This window comes from Streptomyces sp. NPDC047880 (assembly GCF_040706515.1).
GTDB lineage: Bacteria > Actinomycetota > Actinomycetes > Streptomycetales > Streptomycetaceae > Streptomyces.
This window is the reverse complement of record NZ_JBEZOK010000022.1, coordinates 49,940-67,064: the sequence shown is the minus strand read 5'-3', so window position 1 is coordinate 67,064 and position 17,125 is coordinate 49,940. Positions and strand designations below refer to the sequence as shown.

The window sequence follows — 17,125 nt, the reverse complement described above, 5'->3', positions numbered from 1 at the left end:
TCAGTAAAAACTTGCGGGGGCAACCGGCTCCCGGAGCGCAGACTGACGCCCCTTCACCAGGCGGGCCGTATGGGCCCACGCGGGGCGATCCGCAGCAACTGCTCCGCCAGCGTCCGCACTTCCCGCTCCCCCAGCAGGTCCGTCCACTCCCGCACCGCTTCCGCGGCCACCTCCTCCGCGGCCCGCGTGCAGCTCCACCCTCGCTCGGTCATCACGACCAGCCGCGCCCGCGCGTCCCGGGGATGCGGCCGCCGCTCGGCGTACCCCTTGCGCACCATCTCGTCGACGAGCTGGCTCGCGGCCTGCTTGGTCACCCCGAGATGGACGGCGAGGTCGGTGACTGTGGCACCGTCCGGGGCGAGCCGGGTGAAGGCGAAGCCGTGCGCGGGCCGCACCCCTTCGAAACCGCGGGCGATCACACCCTCGTTGATGCGTTGCGTGAGCCCGCCGGCGACGGCGAGCAGGGCGGCGGACAGGGCCATGGCCTCGGAGTTCTGCACACGGGCATTGAAACACCCTTGACGCGATGGTCAAGCTGCTTGACTATATGGTCAAGCAGCTTGACCACTTGGAGGCCTCATGCCCGTCGTCCGATCGTCCGAAGCCGTCATCCACGAGATCCACGGCGCCCGTTTCGTCTCGTACGCCACTCCCCGCAGCGGCAGCAAGGAGCTGTGCGCCTGGCGCGGCGAGATCCCGGCCGGCCTCAAGGCACCCGCGCACACGGTCAGCCGGGAGGAGATCTTCCACCTGCTCGACGGCGAGCTGCTGATCACCCTCGACGGCCGCACCGAGCGGATCGCGGCCGGCGACACGGTGATCATCAATCCCGGCGCCACCCTGACCGTCGAGAACCCGACCGGCCGGACCGCGCACTCCTGGGTCACCACCTCGATCGGCCTGGAGGCGCGGCTGGCCGACGGCACCCGCATCGTGCCGCCGTGGGCCAACTGACGTCAGGACGTCCGGTCAGGCGACATGGAACGTCACCGCTCCCGCCGGCCGCACCACCTCGGCGCCGAACCGGTCCCGGGCGCGATCGGCGGCGGCCTCGACGCGGCGCGCCTTCTCGTCGGCCGGCTCGAAGAGCAGCTGGCGGGAGGCCCGTTCGGCGGCGATCAGGTTCTCCGCCCGCAGAGAGACCGTACGGACGCGGGCCCGCTGCAGAGCGAGCCGGTCGTGGAGGCCGTAGGCGAGTGCCGTCAGAGAACGGGTGTGGGCGGTGGGCTCGTGCAGCGTGCGGGTGCGGGTGGTCGTGGAGCGGTCCGCGTAGCGGATGGTGAGGGTGAGGGCGCAGGCCACCTGGGACTCGCCGCGCAGCCTTAGACCGAGGCGGTCGGTGAGGGCGAGCAGGGCGGCGCGCTGCCGGTCCCGGTCCAGCTCGTCCTGGGCGAAGCGGTGTTCGACGCTCATCGAGCGGGGCGGGGCCGAGGGAACCACCGGTGTCGGGTCGAGTCCGCGGGCCGCGTCATGGAGCCGGCGTCCGGCGGTGGCGCCCAGGATGCGCTGCAGCGTACCGAGTGGTGCGGCGGCGATCCTGCCGACACTGTCCAGGCCGTACGAGGACAGGGTGCGGGCCGTCGCCGGTCCCACGCCCTGCAGGGCGGCGGAGGGTTTCTCCGCGAGGAAGGCGGCGACCGCGCCGACGTCGTCGGGCAGGGTGCGGACCGCCGAGGGCGGGCCGCCGGCGGCGACCATGCGGGCGAGCAGCGGGTTCGCCGCGACACCGACCGTCGAACGGAGCCCGTACAGCCCGCCCGTGCGCGCTCGGATGCGCTCGGCCAGCGCCGTGGCGTCCGTGCCGAAGTAGCGCAGGCTGCCGGAGACATCGGCCAGCGCGGCATCCGGGGGCAGTGCCTGCACCAGGGGGGTGTACTCGGCCAGCAGGGCGAGAAGACGGCCGTAGAGCTGCTCGTCCGACAGGTCGTGGAAGTGGATGTAAAGGATGTTCACCCTGCGCTCCCGGGACTCTGGTGCCACAGCTTGCGGCTCTGTTTGACGGACTCGCCGGGCGGCTGCAGATCCGCCCAGGGATGCAGTGCGTAACCGGTCTCCAGCCGGAGGCTCCGGCTGTCCGCGGCTCTGCCCGGTGACGCATCGGCTCGGGTGAGGCGTTCCGTCACCGTCGACAGGCCACCCTCGCGGCGCAGCTCGGCCAGTTCGGTGAGGTCCCAGGCGGCGGAGCCGGTCACCGACAGCGCCTTTCCGCTGCCCCCTCCCCGGCGCTGCACCACTCCGCGCACGAGCAGCAGCCAGGAATGGAAGACGGTGTGCGCGCAGGCCTCGTGGCTGTCCTCGAAGAACGCGCAGTCCACCAGGCCTGTCGCGTCGTCGAGCGTGGTGAAGATGACGCGCTTGCCGGAGCGGACCGGCGGGGTCTGAACGGCTCCCTTCGCCCCTGCGACCAGCACCACCTGACCGTGCGGCAGGTCTTGCAGCCGCTTCGCGGAGATGACGCCGAGCTCTTCCAGCAACTCCCGGTGATCACCCATGAGGTGGCGGGAGGCGTCCATGCCGAGCACCCCGAGCTCGGCTCCGAGCCGCTCGGCATCGTTCAGGTCGGGCAGACCGGCGGGGGCGACCGTGCCGTGGGCCCCACCGGCCTCCCCCAGCGTCAACTGGCCCCGCGCAGAGCTCCGCCCACCGCGGTGCAGCTCGGCGAGGTGCAGGAGCAGGTCGCGGCGGTTGCGGCCGAAGGCGTCCAGCGCACCGACCTGCGCGAGGCGTTCGGCGACGGGCCGGGAGGGCCGGGCCCGAGAGGCGAAGTCCTGGAGCGAGCTGTAGTGGCGCCCTGCCGCGATGCGCGCCGCCTCGCTCTCGCTCATCCCGCGCACGTCACACAGAGCGAGCCGGATCCCGTGAACAGGCCGACCCCCCTTCGCATCAGACACCAGTTCGATTCGATAGGCGGCATCCGACGCATTCACATCCAGCGGCAGGATCGGCACACCCCGCCGCCGGGCGTCCGCGAGCAACAGCCGCTTCGGGTACATCCCCGGGTCGTGCGTGAGGAGTCCCGCGTAGAAGGCGGCCGGATGATGGGTCTTCAGCCACGCCGACTGGTACGAGGGCACCGCGAAGGCCACCGCGTGCGCCTTGCAGAAGCCGTACGCCCCGAACGCCTCGACGATCTCCCAGGTCCGCTCGACGACCTCCTCCTCGTACCCCCGCCCGCGGGCCTCCTGCGCGAACCACGCCCGTACTCGTCCGACCTGGTCGGCGTTGGACAGCGCCCGCCGCGTGTAGTCGCCGAAGGCCGGGGTGCAGCCGGTCATGACCGACAGGATCCGGATGATCTGTTCGTGGAAGACCACCACGCCGTACGTCTCCCGCAGCGCGGGCTCCAGGTCGGGGTGGGGGCAGCGGGGGGCCTGGCGCCCGTGCCGGGACTTGATGAACGGATCGACCATGTTGGCCGCGACAGGTCCCGGCCTGAACAACGAGATGTCGACGACGAGATCGTGGAAGGTCTCGGGCTGCAACCGGGCGATGAGGTCGCGCTGGCCGGGCGACTCGGTCTGGAAACACCCCAGGGTCTGCGAGGACTTGATCAGCTGGAACGTCTTCGGGTCGTCCGGCGGCACCTGGGCTGCGTCGTCCAGGTCGATGCGATGGCCGGTGGCCCGTTCGACCTCGGCGACGGCGTGCGCCATGGCGGACTGCATGCGTACGCCGAGCACGTCGAGCTTGAGCAGCCCGAGATCCTCCACGTCCTCCTTGTCGAACTGGGACATGGGGAAGCCCTCGCCGCTGGTCGGCATGACCGGGGTGCGGTGCAGCAGCGTCGCGTCGGAGAGCAGGACACCGCACGGGTGCATGGCGATGCCGCGCGGGAGCGCGTCCAGAGCCTCGACCAGGTCCCACATCTGCGGACCGTACGACTCCGGATCGATGCCGCGCAGTTCCGGCAGTTCCTGCAGGGCGGCCCTGGCATCCCGGGCCCGAATGTGAGGAAACGATTTTGCAAGCCTGTCCACGTCGGCTGGAGCCAGACCGAGGGCGAGGCCGACATCGCGTACGGCATGCCGCACCCGGTAGGTCTCCGGCATGGACACGGTGGCCACCCGTTCCGGGCCGAAGCGGCCGATGATCGCCCGGTAGACCTCCAGACGCCGGGCGGATTCCACGTCGATGTCGATGTCGGGCAGCTCCGTCCGCCGGTCGGACAGGAAACGCTCCATGAGCAGACCGTGTTCCACGGGGTCGGCGGTGGCGATCCCGAGGAGATGATTGACCAGGGAACCCGCGCCGGAGCCGCGGGCGGCGACCCGGATGCCGAGGTCGCGGGTGTCGGCGACGACCTGGGCGACGGTGAGGAAGTACGAGGCGTATCCGAGTTTCTCGATCAGGCGCAGTTCGTCCTCGAGCCGCGCCCAGCGGCGGCGGTCACGATCGTAGCCGCGCAGCACCATCGCGGCGGCACACTTCGAACGCAGCACCCGCTCGGGGGTGCGACGGTGACCGCCGACGAGTTCCGGCTCGGGGAAGTGCACACGGCCGAGCCCCAGGCCGTCCTCGGGGTCGACACGGCATGCGGCGGCGGTCTCCTCGGTGACCTCGAGCAGCCGGCGGGCGGTGTCCGCGCGGTATCCGGCGGCTTCGGCGACCTGCCCGGCGATACGGGCCATGTCCGCCGCCGGCTTCAGCCACCGCTCGCCGCAGTCGCGCTCACCGCGCGGATCGATCGGCACCAGGCGGCGCGCGGAGTCCAGGACGTCCGCGACCGGGCCCTGGCCGGGGTCGGCATAGCGCACGGCGTTGCTCAGGACGGGTGTGATCCTCTGGTCCGCGGCGAAGCCGAGGGCACGGGCCGCGAGCCGGAGCGAACCGGTGCCCGTACCGCTGCGGCCGTGGCAGACGACCTCGACGCGCAGCGCCGCGTCCTCGAACCGCTCCCGCCAGGGCGCGAGCAGCTGGGCGGCGCGGTCCGGCCGCCCGGCGGCCAGGGCACGGCCGACGTCCGAGGCGGGGCCGAGCAGCACGGTGAGGTGGTCCCCGCCGAGGGCCTCCCAGGGCAGCAGGGGGCGCCGGTCTCCGGCGGTGTCCGCATGCGCCGCGCTCACCAGCCGGCACAGCTCGCTCCAGCCTCGGGCCCCGTCCCGGGCAAGGAAAACCACGCGCTGGGCCGACTCGTCGACGAAGGCGCCGCCGCGGGCCGGTGTGCGTCGCCGCTCCGTGCGTCCAGCCGCCTCGGGAGGCGCCTGCACCGCGAGATCCACTCCGAACAGCGGTCGGACACCGGCCTGACCTGCGGCCTTGGCGAACCGGACGGCCCCGCCGAGGGTGTCCCGGTCGGTCAGGGCGACCGCGTCCATCCCCCGCTCGACGGTCCGCTCCACAAGCTGCTCGGGGTGCGAGGCGCCGTACCGCAGGGAGAACCCGGAGACGGCGTGCAGATGCGTAAAACCGCGCATCCGGACCACCTCGCCACTGCCTGCCCCCTGTCTCCACGTTGCCACTCCGGCCCCTCCGGGGTGATGACACCACCCTAGACCAGCATCGAACGTTTATGCGATTCGAGAGAGGGGTGCCATCCGTGTCACGGAACGTGACGACGAAAGGCCGGCGGCGAGATATCCGCCCACTTCACGGCAATGAAATGTTGCGGGGGAGGCATGGCGGGAATGCAACGATCCCGAACGAGTGACGGCCCAGCGCGGGATTCCGCCGGCAAGGAGGTGGCGACACATGCTCGGACGTGTGGGCATGCTGCGTCGCTACCCCGTGAAATCGATGCTCGGGCAGGACGTGTCCGACGTGCACGTCGGCGCACGCGGCCTCTCCCGCGATCGCGGCTACGGCCTGGTCGACCGGCGCACGGGCAAGGTGGCCAGCGTGAAGTACCCCCGGCTGTGGCGGGTACTGCTGACCATGACGGCCGAGGTCCGGGGTGATGCCGTCGCGATGACCGCGCCGGACGGCAGGACCTTTTGGTCCACGGACCCCCGCGTCGATGACCTCCTCTCGGAACTGGTCGGCCGCCCCGTCACCCTCGCGCGCACCGCGCCGCCCGAGGCGGAACTGGAGCGTTCGGATCCGCAGGAAGTGCTCCGCGCCGGCCTGGACGCCGAGTCGGAGGTCACGACCGGCCGTCCGGGCCGGGAAGCTCCCCCCGGGACGTTCTTCGACTTCGCGCCGCTGCATCTGCTCACGACGTCCACGCTCGACGCCCTCGCCCTGCTCGCTTCTCCCGGCGCCGCCGGGCCGCCGCGATACCGGCCGAACATCCTCATCGACAGCGAGCGGACGGGGTTCGTGGAGAACGACTGGGTCGGGCGCGTTCTGCGCATCGGAGTCGAAGTCACCGTGCGCGTCATCGCCCGCACCCCCCGGTGCGTGGTTCCCACACTCCCCCACGGCCGTCTCCGACGAGACCCGTCCGTCCTCCGCGTCCTGGCGGACAACAACCGGGTCACCCCTTTGGACTCCCTGGCCCCGCAACCGTGCGCCGGCGCGTACGCGCATGTACTGCAGCCCGGTCAGGTCCGGACAGGGGACCAGATCTCCTTGCGATGAACGGCAGCACACGAGACTCGTCGAATACGTGCGCGACACCCGTTCGACCCACCCCACCTGCGGAAACACCGCACACTCCCCGACCGTGGAGGCATGCACCGCTCGTTCCCGGCCGAGATGAGAGACGCCGTCACCCCGCGGGCCGTCCTGCTCATCGTCGGCGTGATCGCGCTCCAGCTGCTGTTCATCGCCTCGTACGTGGGAGCGCTGCACGACCCGAAACCCAAGGACGTGCCCTTCGGCGTGGTCGCCCCACAGGCCGCGGCCGGCCAGGCGGTCAGCCGTCTTGAGCAGCTCCCCGGCGCTCCCCTGGATCCCCGCGCGCTGCCGAACGAGGCAGCGGCCCGGACCCGGCTCGCCCAGCGCGACATCGACGCTGCGCTGATCATCGACCCCAGAGGCGGCACCGACACCCTCCTGGTCGCCTCGGGCGGCGGCAGGATCCTCTCCACCACGCTGACGGCCCTGGTCACCACCCTGGAGAAGTCCGAGCGGCGCACCATCCGGACGGTCGACGTGATCCCGGCCGCGCCCCACGACCCCAACGGGCTCTCGTCCTTCTACCTGGTGATCGGCTGGTGCGTCGGCGGTTACCTGGGCGCCGCGGCCCTCGCCATCAGCGCCGGGGCGAAACCCTCCAACCCCACCCGCGCCGCGATCCGCCTGGCGGTCATGGCCCTGGTCGCGATCATCGGCGGCCTCGGCGGAGCCCTCATCACCGGCCCCGTGCTGGACGCCCTGCCGGGCAGCACCGCGGCCCTCTGGGGCCTGGGCACCCTGATCATCTTCGCCGTGGGCGCGGCCACCCTCGCCCTCCAGGGCGTCTTCGGCACGATCGGCATCGGCCTGGTCATCCTGCTGGTGGTCATCCTCGGCAACCCCAGCGCGGGCGGCGCCCTGCCCCCACCTCTCCTCCCACCCTTCTGGAAGGCGATCGGCCCGGCCCTGCCCCCGGGCGCGGGCACATGGTCGACGCGCTCCATCGCCTACTTCGACGACAACGCGATGACCGGCCCCCTCCTGGTCCTGTCGGCCTGGGCGGTGGCAGGAGCCGCGATCACCCTGGCGGCAGCCGCCCTACGCAGACGGACACCCCCGAGGCCGTAACCACAGCTGGCCCGCACTCGCGTACGGCACCCCCGACCCGCACCCTGCGAAAGGCGAAGGCACGCACCCCCGCTCACTCGTGGCCGCACACACGCGAAAGCCCCGCCCCTCGCACAAGGGGCGGGACTCCGCACACTCACCGCGTCAGCCGATCTGCGTCCCGGTAGCCGACAGCGCCTCGGTCACCGGCTGGAAGAACGTCTCCCCGCCCGAGGTGCAGTCACCGCTGCCGCCGGACGTGAGCCCGACCGCCTTGTCCCCGGCGAACAGCGATCCGCCGCTGTCCCCCGGCTCCGCGCACACGTCGGTCTGGATCAGCCCGTTCACGATGTCGCCGTTGCCGTAGTTCACGGTGGCGTCCAGCCCCGTGACCTTGCCGTCGTGCACCTGCGTGGTCGACCCGCTCCGGGTGACCGCCATGCCGACGGTCGCCTCCGCGGCGCCCGAGATCTTCTGGGTGGACCCGTTGTACAGGTTCACCTCGCTCGGGTGGTCGACCTCCGCGGTGTACTTGACCAACCCGTAGTCGTTCTCCGGGAACTGCGAGTCCGCGTTGGTGCCGATCTCCTTGCCGCTGGAGTCCGACCACGTGGAGATGCCCTCGGTGCAGTGACCGGCGGTCAGGAAGAACGGCTCGCCGCCCTTGACCACGTTGAAGCCCAGCGAGCAGCGCCCGCTGCCACCGGTGATCGCGTCGCCACCGGCGATGAAGGGCTTGTACTCGCCCTTGGACCGCTTGAGTTCGGCCTTCGCTCCGAGCCCGTCCACGACCTTCGTCAGCGTCGCCCACTCGGCCTTCGAGACCGTGCGGTCGGCGGTCACGACGACCTTGTTCGTCGTCGGGTCCGTCACCCAGGCGGTACCCGGGATCGTCGCGTCCTGCTTCAGTGTGCTGCGGGCACTCTTGAGTTCGGCGAGCGAGTTCGCCACGACTCTCGCCTTGGCGCCCGCCTTCTCCACGGCCTGCGCGGCACTCTCGTCGAGCACGTTCACCGTGAGGCTCTTGCTCTTGGTGTCGTAGTACGTCCCGGCCGCGTCGCCACCCAGGTCCTCGGCCAGCGACGAGGCGAGCTTTCCGGCCGCTGTGAGCGACAGGGTCCGGGGTGCGGACGCCTCAGGGGTCTCACTGGCGTTCGCGGTCTGGAACGTCACCCCCGCGGCGACCAGCGCGGCGATGCCCGCACCTGCCACGGCTGCACGCCGCTTGGGTATGCGTCGGTGCTTCAACTTTCGTCCTCCTGTGGGGGGTCGGCACGGGAGGTTGTGGGGACCCCCACGAGCCGGAAGGCTTCGTTGACGAGCGCCCACTATTCCGAGGCCGCAGGGGGGCACACAAGAGTGAGTTCGAGACGCGCGTAGACAGCGCTTCGCGCGCCCCTCATTTTGACCGTCCGCGATCAAATCGGACCCAACTCCCTTGCGTTCACAGTGCAAACATTACGCGTGAGTAATGTGTGCCCACTCTGTGACGTCTGGCAGTGGCTGAATCTCGCCCATCCCAAAGCCGGTTGAGAGGGAAGCCCACGGACAACACGAAGCCCCCGCGCAACGCGGAGAGCCCGCCCCTGCGCACGCGGAAGCCCCCGCACGACACGTGCGGGGGCTTCGAAGTGCTGCGAACTGCCGCCGGGGGCCTAGTAGACGCTGAGGCCGTAGGCGCTCAGGGCCTCCGTGACGGGCTGGAAGAAGGTCGTACCGCCGGAGGAGCAGTTGCCGCTGCCGCCCGAGGTCAGACCGTACGCCGTGCCGTTGCTGCCGTAGAGCGAACCGCCGGAGTCACCGGGCTCGGCGCAGACGGTGGTCTGGATCAGGCCGGAGACGATGTCACCGCCGCCGTAGTTGACGGTGGCGTTGAGGGCGGTGACACGGCCGCTGTGCGTACCGGTCGTGGAGCCGTCGCGGATGACGGTGGTGCCCACGCTCGGGGTGGCCGCGCGCGTGATGTCCACGCCGTTCGCGGTGCCGGGACGGCTGACGGACCCGCTGTAGCGCACGAGGCCGTAGTCGTTGCCCGGGAAGCTGGAGCCGGCGGTCGAGCCGATGACCGTGGTGCGGCCCGAGTTGGAGTACCAGGTACCCGCGCCGTCGGTGCAGTGACCGGCGGTCAGGAAGAACTGCTGACCGCTGCTGTTCTGGACGTTGAAGCCGAGGGAGCAGCGCCAGCTACTCGCATAGATGGCGTCGCCGCCCTGGATCAGCTTGCTGAACTTGCCGGGGGTGCGCTTGATCGTGAGCGCGTCGGCGTTGGCGCCGGCCTGCTGCTTGATCTTCGCCAGCTCGGCCTGCGTGACCGTGCTGTCCACGGTCAGCAGCACGCGGTTGGTCTTGCTGTCGACGGCCCAGGCGGTGCCCGGGATGTCGGCCTTCAGCAGCGAGCCGCTGGCGCTCTTGAGCTCGGCGGCGCTGAAGGTGGTGGGGGTGTCGGAGGCGTTCGCGCTGGGGATCGCGATCGCTGCGGCGGCAACGAGGCCGGTGGAAACGGCGATCAGCCGGGTCCGTCTCGAAATGCCACTGCGGGGGGTGGTGCGCTTGATCCTCACTTTTCGTTCCTCCACAAAGGAAGTCGGGGGCCCTCGTGGGGTTTCGGGCCCGTGAGGCGCAGCCTGGGACCAGCCGTCCGGATTCCGAACACGCCGTGCCCCTGACAAGCGCTGAGGGGGAGTATTCGGCCGAACGGCCGGTCGGCGCAAGAGTGCCTTTCGGACTTCAACCTTTGATGGATCTTTACGAAGTCGCCCCACGGGCGCTTTTCGGCCCCAGGCGGCGCGAAGGGACCACGGAACGCCCGGCGCATGGTGGACGCCGGGGCGGAGGCCCGCACGCCCCACGCCCCTTCACGCACCAGCACGACCAGCCACGCTCGCGCGACCCGGGTCGGCCATGTCCGGAAGTCGACCGTCCGGATGAGTCGGGCCGGTCCTCACGCGAGCGGGTCAGCCGTCGCAGGGGCAGCAGCAGTCGCACCCGTCGCAGTCGCAGTCCCGGCAGACGCCCTCGCGCTTCTTGCGGGACCACGGCCCCTCGTACTCCTTGGCGCAGCACAACTGGCAGGTGCAGCACAGGAGCCAGAACATCCCGCAGCCGGCCCAGAACCCACGCCTGCGCGGCGGCTGGGGCACCGGCGCGCCGAACCCGCCCCCGTCGAAGCCTCCACCGCCGTACGCGCCACCCCCACCGCCGTACGCGCCTCCTCCACCGGCGTACGCGCCTCCCCCACCGGCGTACGGATTTCCGCCACCGCCCGCGTACGGGTGCTGCGGGGAACCGTAGGGCCCTTGCGGCTGCTGCCCCTGCGGACCCGGCCCCTGTCCCGGCACCTGGCCCTGAGGGCCGCCGCCCAGATGGGAAGCGCACACCGGCACCGTGCCGAACGCCCGGTCCACCGAGCGCCGCAGTTCGTGCACGAGCAGCAGATGCACGAGCTGCTCGTCGGCGAACTCCGCGTCGCGCAGCGCGAGGCGCACCCCGTGCACCGCATCGTCGGCGAGCCGCCGGGCTTCCGCGAGGGAGGTGCCGGTCGCGGTGATCGGGTTCCAGGCACCTGACGTGACGTCAGCGTGCCGGTCCTCCACGGCGTCCAGCAGGTGGGCGAGGCGCCCGAAGAGCCGGCCGGCCTCGGCGAGCGGCCCGGCGTTGCCCGGCCGGCCCGCGAGCACGGCCGTGTGCGCGAAGGCCGCGGCGGTCGCGGTCTCGGTCGGTTCGGTGACCGCCAGGATCGGTGTCCCGGGCCCGGCGAGTGCCTCGATCCCGGCCTGCCGGTCCACCGCGTCGACCAGCAGGGAGGTGTCGAATCCCACAGCGGTGCCGCTCCGGGCACCTGCCGTGTCCCAGCTCGCGGCGACCCGGCGCGCGGCCCGGGCCACCGGCTTGCGGGCCAACAGCCCGTCACCGTCGGTGAGGTGGTCGCGCACCTTCGCGGAGGCCAGAACCAGGGAAACGGCCGCCGCGAGCCGGGCTCCCTCGCCGTGTGCGACGGAGGCGGTGCGCATGCCGCGCAGCGGGCAGGGTCCGGCCGTACGCCGGCCGGTCGCGTCGCGCCCGGCCTGAGCCTCCGTCAGAACCGAGATGAGCAGCCCGTCGTAATTCGTGACGACACGGGCGAACTGCCCGTGATCGCCGCGCAGCGCGAGGCAGAGCCCGCACAAATGCGCCATCCACTGGCTCGCGAGCTTCTCCCCGAGCCGGTGCCTGCAGGGCCTGACGATTCCGAACACAACGCTCCCCCGAACCTCGTAACGACGTTGAGCTGCGGCATCGTATCGGCCCGCATTCACCCGTACGCTCCGCCCGTCACCCGTACGCCGAGAAGAATCATATTTCACTCACAGTCAGCAGCCGTTTGGGAAACGACCCTTGGGACACACGGACTCTCGACGGATTCGCTGTGCACCAGTACCGTCACAAACCCCCCGTGCGGCGTCTATCCACTTGGCGCGCCATCCGCATCATGGACGACCATAGGGATGCGGAAAGCAGAAAGACCGCTGTGAGAGGAGGCGTCCATGGGATCGGTACGCAAGGCAAGTGCCTGGCTTGGCCTCGTCGACGACAACGAAGACGAGCGTTACTACGACGACGACGACTACTCCGACGGGAACGAGCCCGGAGAGGCCTGGGTCACCGATCCGCGCGTCAAGGTGGCCTCGGACGTCGCCGAGGAGAAGGGCCGCCGGATCGGCACGGTGACACCGGACAGCTTCCGGGACGCGCGCGCCATCGGCGAGCTGTTCCGCGAGGGCGTGCCGGTCATCATGAACCTCACGGCCATGGAGGCCTCCGACGCCAAGCGCGTGGTCGACTTCGCGGCCGGGCTGATCTTCGGCCTGCGCGGCTCGATCGAGAGAGTGTCGACCCGGGTGTTCCTGCTGACCCCGGCCCACACGGAGATCGTCAACGGCGACCCGGCCGGGCACCGTACGGACGGTTTCTTCAACCAGAGCTGAGGCAGGGCCGCTCACCGGCCCTGCCTCCGCGCGGGGTCACCGGACCGGTCTACCGGAAGGCGTCGAGTCCGGTGAGCGCCTTGCCCAGCACGAGCTGGTGCATCTCGACGGTGCCCTCGTAGGTGAGCACCGACTCGAGATTGGTCGCGTGCCGCATCACGGGATATTCGAGCGAGATCCCGTTGGCGCCGAGAATGGTCCGGGCCGTACGGCAGATCTCGATCGCCTCCCGTACGTTGTTGAGCTTGCCGAAGCTGACCTGCTCGGGACGCAGGCGGCCGGCATCCATACGCCGCCCCAGATGATGGGCGAGCAGAATCCCCTTGTGCAGTTCGACCGCCATGTCGGCGAGTTTGGCCTGGGTGAGCTGGAAGCCGCCGATGGGCCGGCCGAACTGCTCCCGTGACTTCGCGTAGTCGACCGCGGCCTCGAAACTGCTGCGGGCCGCACCCATGGCGCCCCAGACGATCCCGTACCGGGCGTGGGACAGACAGCTGAGGGGTCCGCGCAGACCGGTGACGTCCGGCAGGACGGCGTCAGCGGGCAGCCGCACGTCGTCGAGCACGAGCTCGCTGGTGACGGAGGCCCGCAGGGACCACTTGTGCTTGATCTCGGGAGCGGAGAACCCGCCGCTGCCGGTGGGCACCGCGAACCCGCGGATCCCTTCGTCGGTCTGCGCCCAGACGACGGCGACACCGGCGACCGACCCGTTGGTGATCCACATCTTGCGGCCGTTGAGGATCCAGTCGGAGCCGTCGCGCTTGGCGTACGTCCGCATGGAGGCGGGGTCGGATCCGTGGTCGGGCTCGGTGAGCCCGAAGCAGCCGATGACCTCGCCGGAGGCCATGCGGGGCAGCCAATGCTGCTTCTGCTCCTCGCTGCCGAAGCGGTGGATGGCGTACATGGCGAGGGAGCCCTGCACGGAGACGAGGGAACGGATACCGGAGTCGGCGGCCTCCAGCTCCAGGCAGGCCAGCCCGTACTGCACGGCGGACGCGCCGGCGCATCCGTAGCCCTCCAGGGACATGCCGAGGGCTCCGATGCCGCCCAGCTCCCTGGCCAGCTCGCGGATCCCGGGCAGCTCACCCTTCTCGTACCAGTCGGCGACGTAGGGCAGCACCCGGTCCGCGGCCCAGGCCCGCACGGTGTCCCTGATGCCCAGGTCCTCCGGCTCCAGCAGGTCGTCGAGGCCGAGGGGATCGGTGGGGTCGAAAGCGGGCAGCTTGGATGAACCGGACATGATCGACACCCTCCGAAGCTCTTTAACTAGCAGTGCTAATCAAGACGCTACGACGTCAGCCCGCCCGCGCACCACCCATCACCGCCCACAATGGGGGAACACGAAGGGTCCTCACACCGAAACGCGTGAGTCCGCCGCGTCCCTGGGAGCGGGCAGCTCCACCTGCTCCGGCTCACACTGCATCACCCGCGGCAGCCGCAGCGCCATCGCCGCCCCCAGGAGCAGCAACCCCGCACTCACCAGCAGCGTCACATGCAGGCCGTGCACGAACGAGTCCCGGGCGGCATGCCGGAGAGCCGCACCGGCCGACCCGCCGAGCTGCGCGGCGACCTCGTACGCCTCCCCCAGCGAATGCCCCGCGGACGCGGATGCCGACGCCGGGACCCCGGGCACGCCCGACAGCCCGGGCGCGTACGCCGCGTTCATCACCGTGCCGAGCAGCGCGATCCCGATCCCCGCCCCGAGCTGGTACGACGTCTCCCCGATCGCCGCCGCCCCACCGGCCTGCTCCTGCGGCGCCTCGCTCAGCATCGACTCGTACGCCCCGAACAGCGTCGTCTCCAGCCCGAAGCCGAGCAGCACGAACCCGCTCAGCATCAGCGCGCAGTCGTCCGTCCGTCCCAGCGCGGTCAGCAGCACCACCGCGAACGCCGTGAGGCAGAACCCGGCGCACACCATCCGCCGCGGCCCGAACCGCCGCAGCATCCGCGCCCCGGCCAGCCCGGCCGCCATCGCCGCGAACGTCAGCGGCAGCAGCCGCAGCCCGGTCTCCAGCGGCGACAGCCCCAGCACCAGCTGCAGGTACTGCGCCGCGATCAGTTCCAGACCGACCAGCGCGAGCATCGCCAGCACGATGCACCCGACGGACGTGCTGAACGCCGGCCGCGCGAACATCTTGAGGTCCACCAGCGGATGCGTCCGCCGCCGCTGCCGCCGTACGAACCCGGCCAGCAGCGCGGCGCCGACCACCAAGGACGGCACCGTGAGCAGGCTGCCCAGGGACTCACCGCTGCCGAGCCGCTTCACTCCGAGCACGACACCGAACAGCCCGGCCGCAGCCATCAGCGCGCCGACCACGTCCCATGGGCCCTTGCCGTCGCCCTTCGACTCGGGCAGCAGCACGCGTCCCACGGGGAGGCTGACCAGCATCAGCGGGATGTTGACGAGGAACACCGAGCCCCACCAGAAGTGCTCCAGCAGGAAGCCGCCGAGCAGCGGGCCCACCGCCGCGCCCACCGCGGCCACGGCGCTCCAGATGCCGATCGCGAGCGCCCGCTCGCGCCGGTCCGGGAAGACCTGCCGCAGGATCGACAGGGTCGCGGGCATGATCATCGCGCCGCCCACCCCGAGCAGCGCCCGCGCCACGATCAGCAGCTGGGCGCTGTCGGCCAGGGCCGCGAGTCCGGAGGCGACGCCGAACAGCGCGTACCCGAGGAGCAGGACTCTGCGGCGGCCGATGCGGTCACCCAGCGTGCCGAAAAGGATCAGCAGCGAGGCGCAGACCAGCGGGTAGACGTCGACGATCCAGAGCAGCTCTATCCCGCCGGGCTTGAGGTCCTCGGTGACGGCGGGGACCGCCACGTGCAGCACGGTGGCGTCGACGGCGACCAGCAGCAGGCTGACGCAGAGGACGACGAGGACCACCCAGCGGTTGGCACCGGCCCCGGCCGTCCGACGGCGCAGCGCAGCGGCGGCCGTGGTCGTCCCGGACATGTACGTACCTCCCAGATGTTCCCTCGCGATCGGCGGGCTCACGGGGTGGGGGACGCCCCCGCGACTCGGCCGGAGAGGAGCGGAAGGCCTCCGGCCCGCGCAAACGAAAAGCGAGTGACACGTCAGCGTACGCGAGTCCCGGGCCAAGGCCAGTGGCGGACCTCTCAGACCTCCGGCGGAAGGATGTGGCGTACGCCACTCTCTCCGTTGTCGTCCACGCCCCGGCCGGCCGGGCGGTTCCGGCCCCGGTCGATAATCGGGCGCGTGACCGATCTCGAGACGCGCGCGGCCCCGTCCCGCGCCGGGGCGCTGCGCCGGGCGGCCCCGGCGCTCGCCGGGTACGCGGCCGTCCGCGCCCTGGGCCTGCTGGCGCTGTTCCTCTGGAGCGCGGCGCGGGACAAGAGCGCGTACACGCTGCTGACCGCCCGCTGGGACGCGCTCTGGTACGTCAGGGTCGCCGAGCTCGGTTACGGCTACGAGGTGCGGCTGGCGAACGGGGACGTGCACTCGAACCTGGCGTTCTTCCCGCTGCTGCCCTGGCTGGAGCGGCTCGTGGCGGCGGTGTCGCCGCTGTCGTACGCGGACGGGGGGTTCCTCGTCAGTCTGGTGGCCTCGTTCGCGGCGGCGTGGGGGATCTTCGCGGTGGCGGACCATGTGTACGGCAGCCGGGCGGGCGTGTGCGCGGTGCTGCTGTGGGCCGTCCTGCCGGTCGGGATCGTGCAGTCGATGGCGTACAGCGAGTCCCTGTTCACTGCGCTGGCGGCCTGGTCGCTGTACGCGGTACTGACCGGCCGGTGGGTGACGGCGGGCGCGCTGGCCCTGCTCGCGGGACTGACCCGTCCGGTGGGGCTCGCCGTGGTGGCGGCGGTGTGGACGGCGGCGGCGGTCTCCTTCGTACGGGACCGACGCGCGGCCGATGCCGACTCCCCGGGCACCCCGGCCGGCCGCACGACCCAGGCCCGGCGCGTTCTGGGCGTGGTCCTGGCCCCCCTCGGCGCCGCCGGGTACGTGCTGTGGGTCGGTCACCGCACCGGCAAGGGCCCGCTGGGCTATCTGGACGTCCAGGCCGGATGGCGCAACGGCTTCGACGGCGGCTACGCGTTCGGCCGGTTCGTCGCCGAGAAGTTCATGTCGTTCCCCGCGGCACTGGCCGGTGTGGGGCTGATCCTCGGGGTCGCGTCAGTCGTCTGGCTGTACGTGACCGGACTACGTCGGCGCCAGCCGCTTCCGTTGCTCGTCTACACCGGCGTCGTGACCGCGCTCGCGCTGTGCGCGTCGAGCTACTTCGGCTCGAAACCGCGTCTGCTGCTGCCCGCCTTCCCGCTGCTGCTGCCCCTCGCCGTGGCCCTGGCCGAGGCGCGTCCGCGCAGGTCAGCGGCGGTGCTGGGGTCCGTCGCGGTGGCCTCGGCGGTGTACGGGGCGTTCTGGCTGAACGGTTCCGGTCCGCCCTGACCCGCTGTGAGCACCGGGGGAATTCCGCACCATCCCCCGGTGAACGAATTCAAAAGCGCAATAAAACCCCCATCCGGAATGATCAAAGGAATTGAAGGCCACAGCGGCCGACGATTGCAGATTCGCTGGAAATAAACGCCCTCCTGAGAGGAAT

13 protein-coding genes are annotated in these 17,125 nt (G+C 71.1%); 5 read left to right on the top strand and 8 right to left on the bottom strand.

The genetic code is table 11. The features are described from left to right. Window positions 1-53: 53 nt before the first annotated feature. Entirely contained in the window at window positions 54-500 is a 447-nt protein-coding gene (locus AB0937_RS28135; RefSeq protein ID WP_366715331.1) for a MarR family transcriptional regulator, read from the bottom strand. Window positions 501-579: 79 nt separating this feature from the next. Here AB0937_RS28135 and AB0937_RS28130 point away from each other — a divergent pair, with 79 nt between their 5' ends. Continuing rightward, window positions 580-954, top strand: a complete 375-nt coding sequence (locus tag AB0937_RS28130; RefSeq protein ID WP_366715329.1) for a cupin domain-containing protein — start codon at window positions 580-582, stop codon at window positions 952-954. 15 nt (window positions 955-969) lie between these two features. Here the strand turns inward: AB0937_RS28130 and AB0937_RS28125 are convergent, their stop codons facing one another. Next, complete coding sequence (locus AB0937_RS28125; RefSeq protein ID WP_366715327.1) at window positions 970-1,953, bottom strand: hypothetical protein; 984 nt, start codon at window positions 1,951-1,953, stop codon at window positions 970-972. Beyond that, window positions 1,950-5,414, bottom strand: coding sequence for a DNA polymerase III subunit alpha (locus AB0937_RS28120; RefSeq protein ID WP_366715325.1), 3,465 nt, complete (start codon window positions 5,412-5,414; stop codon window positions 1,950-1,952). The genes AB0937_RS28125 and AB0937_RS28120 overlap by 4 nt, the downstream gene beginning before the upstream one ends. Before the next feature lie 274 nt (window positions 5,415-5,688). Between AB0937_RS28120 and AB0937_RS28115 the strand changes: the two genes are divergently transcribed. After that, complete coding sequence (locus AB0937_RS28115; protein WP_366715323.1) at window positions 5,689-6,516, top strand: MOSC N-terminal beta barrel domain-containing protein; 828 nt, start codon at window positions 5,689-5,691, stop codon at window positions 6,514-6,516. A gap of 93 nt (window positions 6,517-6,609) precedes the next feature. Continuing rightward, window positions 6,610-7,623 carry a DUF3533 domain-containing protein gene (locus AB0937_RS28110; protein ID WP_366715322.1) on the top strand — a complete coding sequence of 338 codons (1,014 nt, stop codon included), beginning with the start codon at window positions 6,610-6,612 and terminating at the stop codon, window positions 7,621-7,623. A 144-nt stretch (window positions 7,624-7,767) separates the two neighbouring features. Here the strand turns inward: AB0937_RS28110 and AB0937_RS28105 are convergent, their stop codons facing one another. From AB0937_RS28105 to AB0937_RS28095, 3 genes are all read right to left on the bottom strand, one after another. Next, window positions 7,768-8,850 carry a S1 family peptidase gene (locus AB0937_RS28105; protein ID WP_366715320.1) on the bottom strand — a complete coding sequence of 361 codons (1,083 nt, stop codon included), beginning with the start codon at window positions 8,848-8,850 and terminating at the stop codon, window positions 7,768-7,770. A gap of 407 nt (window positions 8,851-9,257) precedes the next feature. Beyond that, complete coding sequence (locus AB0937_RS28100) at window positions 9,258-10,163, bottom strand: S1 family peptidase (protein WP_366715318.1); 906 nt, start codon at window positions 10,161-10,163, stop codon at window positions 9,258-9,260. A 393-nt stretch (window positions 10,164-10,556) separates the two neighbouring features. After that, window positions 10,557-11,837, bottom strand: coding sequence for a DUF5685 family protein (locus AB0937_RS28095; protein WP_366715316.1), 1,281 nt, complete (start codon window positions 11,835-11,837; stop codon window positions 10,557-10,559). A 288-nt stretch (window positions 11,838-12,125) separates the two neighbouring features. Here AB0937_RS28095 and AB0937_RS28090 point away from each other — a divergent pair, with 288 nt between their 5' ends. After that, window positions 12,126-12,566 carry a cell division protein SepF gene (locus AB0937_RS28090; protein ID WP_053672325.1) on the top strand — a complete coding sequence of 147 codons (441 nt, stop codon included), beginning with the start codon at window positions 12,126-12,128 and terminating at the stop codon, window positions 12,564-12,566. Window positions 12,567-12,615: 49 nt separating this feature from the next. Here the strand turns inward: AB0937_RS28090 and AB0937_RS28085 are convergent, their stop codons facing one another. Together AB0937_RS28085 and AB0937_RS28080 are read right to left on the bottom strand one after the other, a co-directional pair. Next, on the bottom strand, window positions 12,616-13,806 hold the full coding sequence (locus AB0937_RS28085) for an acyl-CoA dehydrogenase family protein (RefSeq protein ID WP_366715313.1): 1,191 nt from the start codon (window positions 13,804-13,806) through the stop codon (window positions 12,616-12,618). Window positions 13,807-13,917: 111 nt separating this feature from the next. After that, window positions 13,918-15,519, bottom strand: a complete 1,602-nt coding sequence (locus AB0937_RS28080; protein ID WP_366715311.1) for an MFS transporter — start codon at window positions 15,517-15,519, stop codon at window positions 13,918-13,920. 264 nt (window positions 15,520-15,783) lie between these two features. On the opposite strand from AB0937_RS28080, the gene AB0937_RS28075 reads away from it, so the two are divergent. Next, entirely contained in the window at window positions 15,784-16,971 is a 1,188-nt protein-coding gene (locus AB0937_RS28075; RefSeq protein ID WP_366715309.1) for a hypothetical protein, read from the top strand. Window positions 16,972-17,125: the final 154 nt, after the last annotated feature.

What these genes read in the sequence shown, in the direction of transcription:
- AB0937_RS28130 (WP_366715329.1), top strand. Translation starts at nt 580, where the DNA reads ATGCCCGTCGTCCGATCGTCCGAAGCCGTCATCCACGAGATCCACGGC.
- AB0937_RS28120 (WP_366715325.1), bottom strand. Translation starts at nt 5,414, where the DNA reads ATGCGCGGTTTTACGCATCTGCACGCCGTCTCCGGGTTCTCCCTGCGG.
- AB0937_RS28115 (WP_366715323.1), top strand. Translation starts at nt 5,689, where the DNA reads ATGCTCGGACGTGTGGGCATGCTGCGTCGCTACCCCGTGAAATCGATG.
- AB0937_RS28110 (WP_366715322.1), top strand. Translation starts at nt 6,610, where the DNA reads ATGCACCGCTCGTTCCCGGCCGAGATGAGAGACGCCGTCACCCCGCGG.
- AB0937_RS28090 (WP_053672325.1), top strand. Translation starts at nt 12,126, where the DNA reads ATGGGATCGGTACGCAAGGCAAGTGCCTGGCTTGGCCTCGTCGACGAC.
- AB0937_RS28085 (WP_366715313.1), bottom strand. Translation starts at nt 13,806, where the DNA reads ATGTCCGGTTCATCCAAGCTGCCCGCTTTCGACCCCACCGATCCCCTC.
- AB0937_RS28080 (WP_366715311.1), bottom strand. Translation starts at nt 15,519, where the DNA reads ATGTCCGGGACGACCACGGCCGCCGCTGCGCTGCGCCGTCGGACGGCC.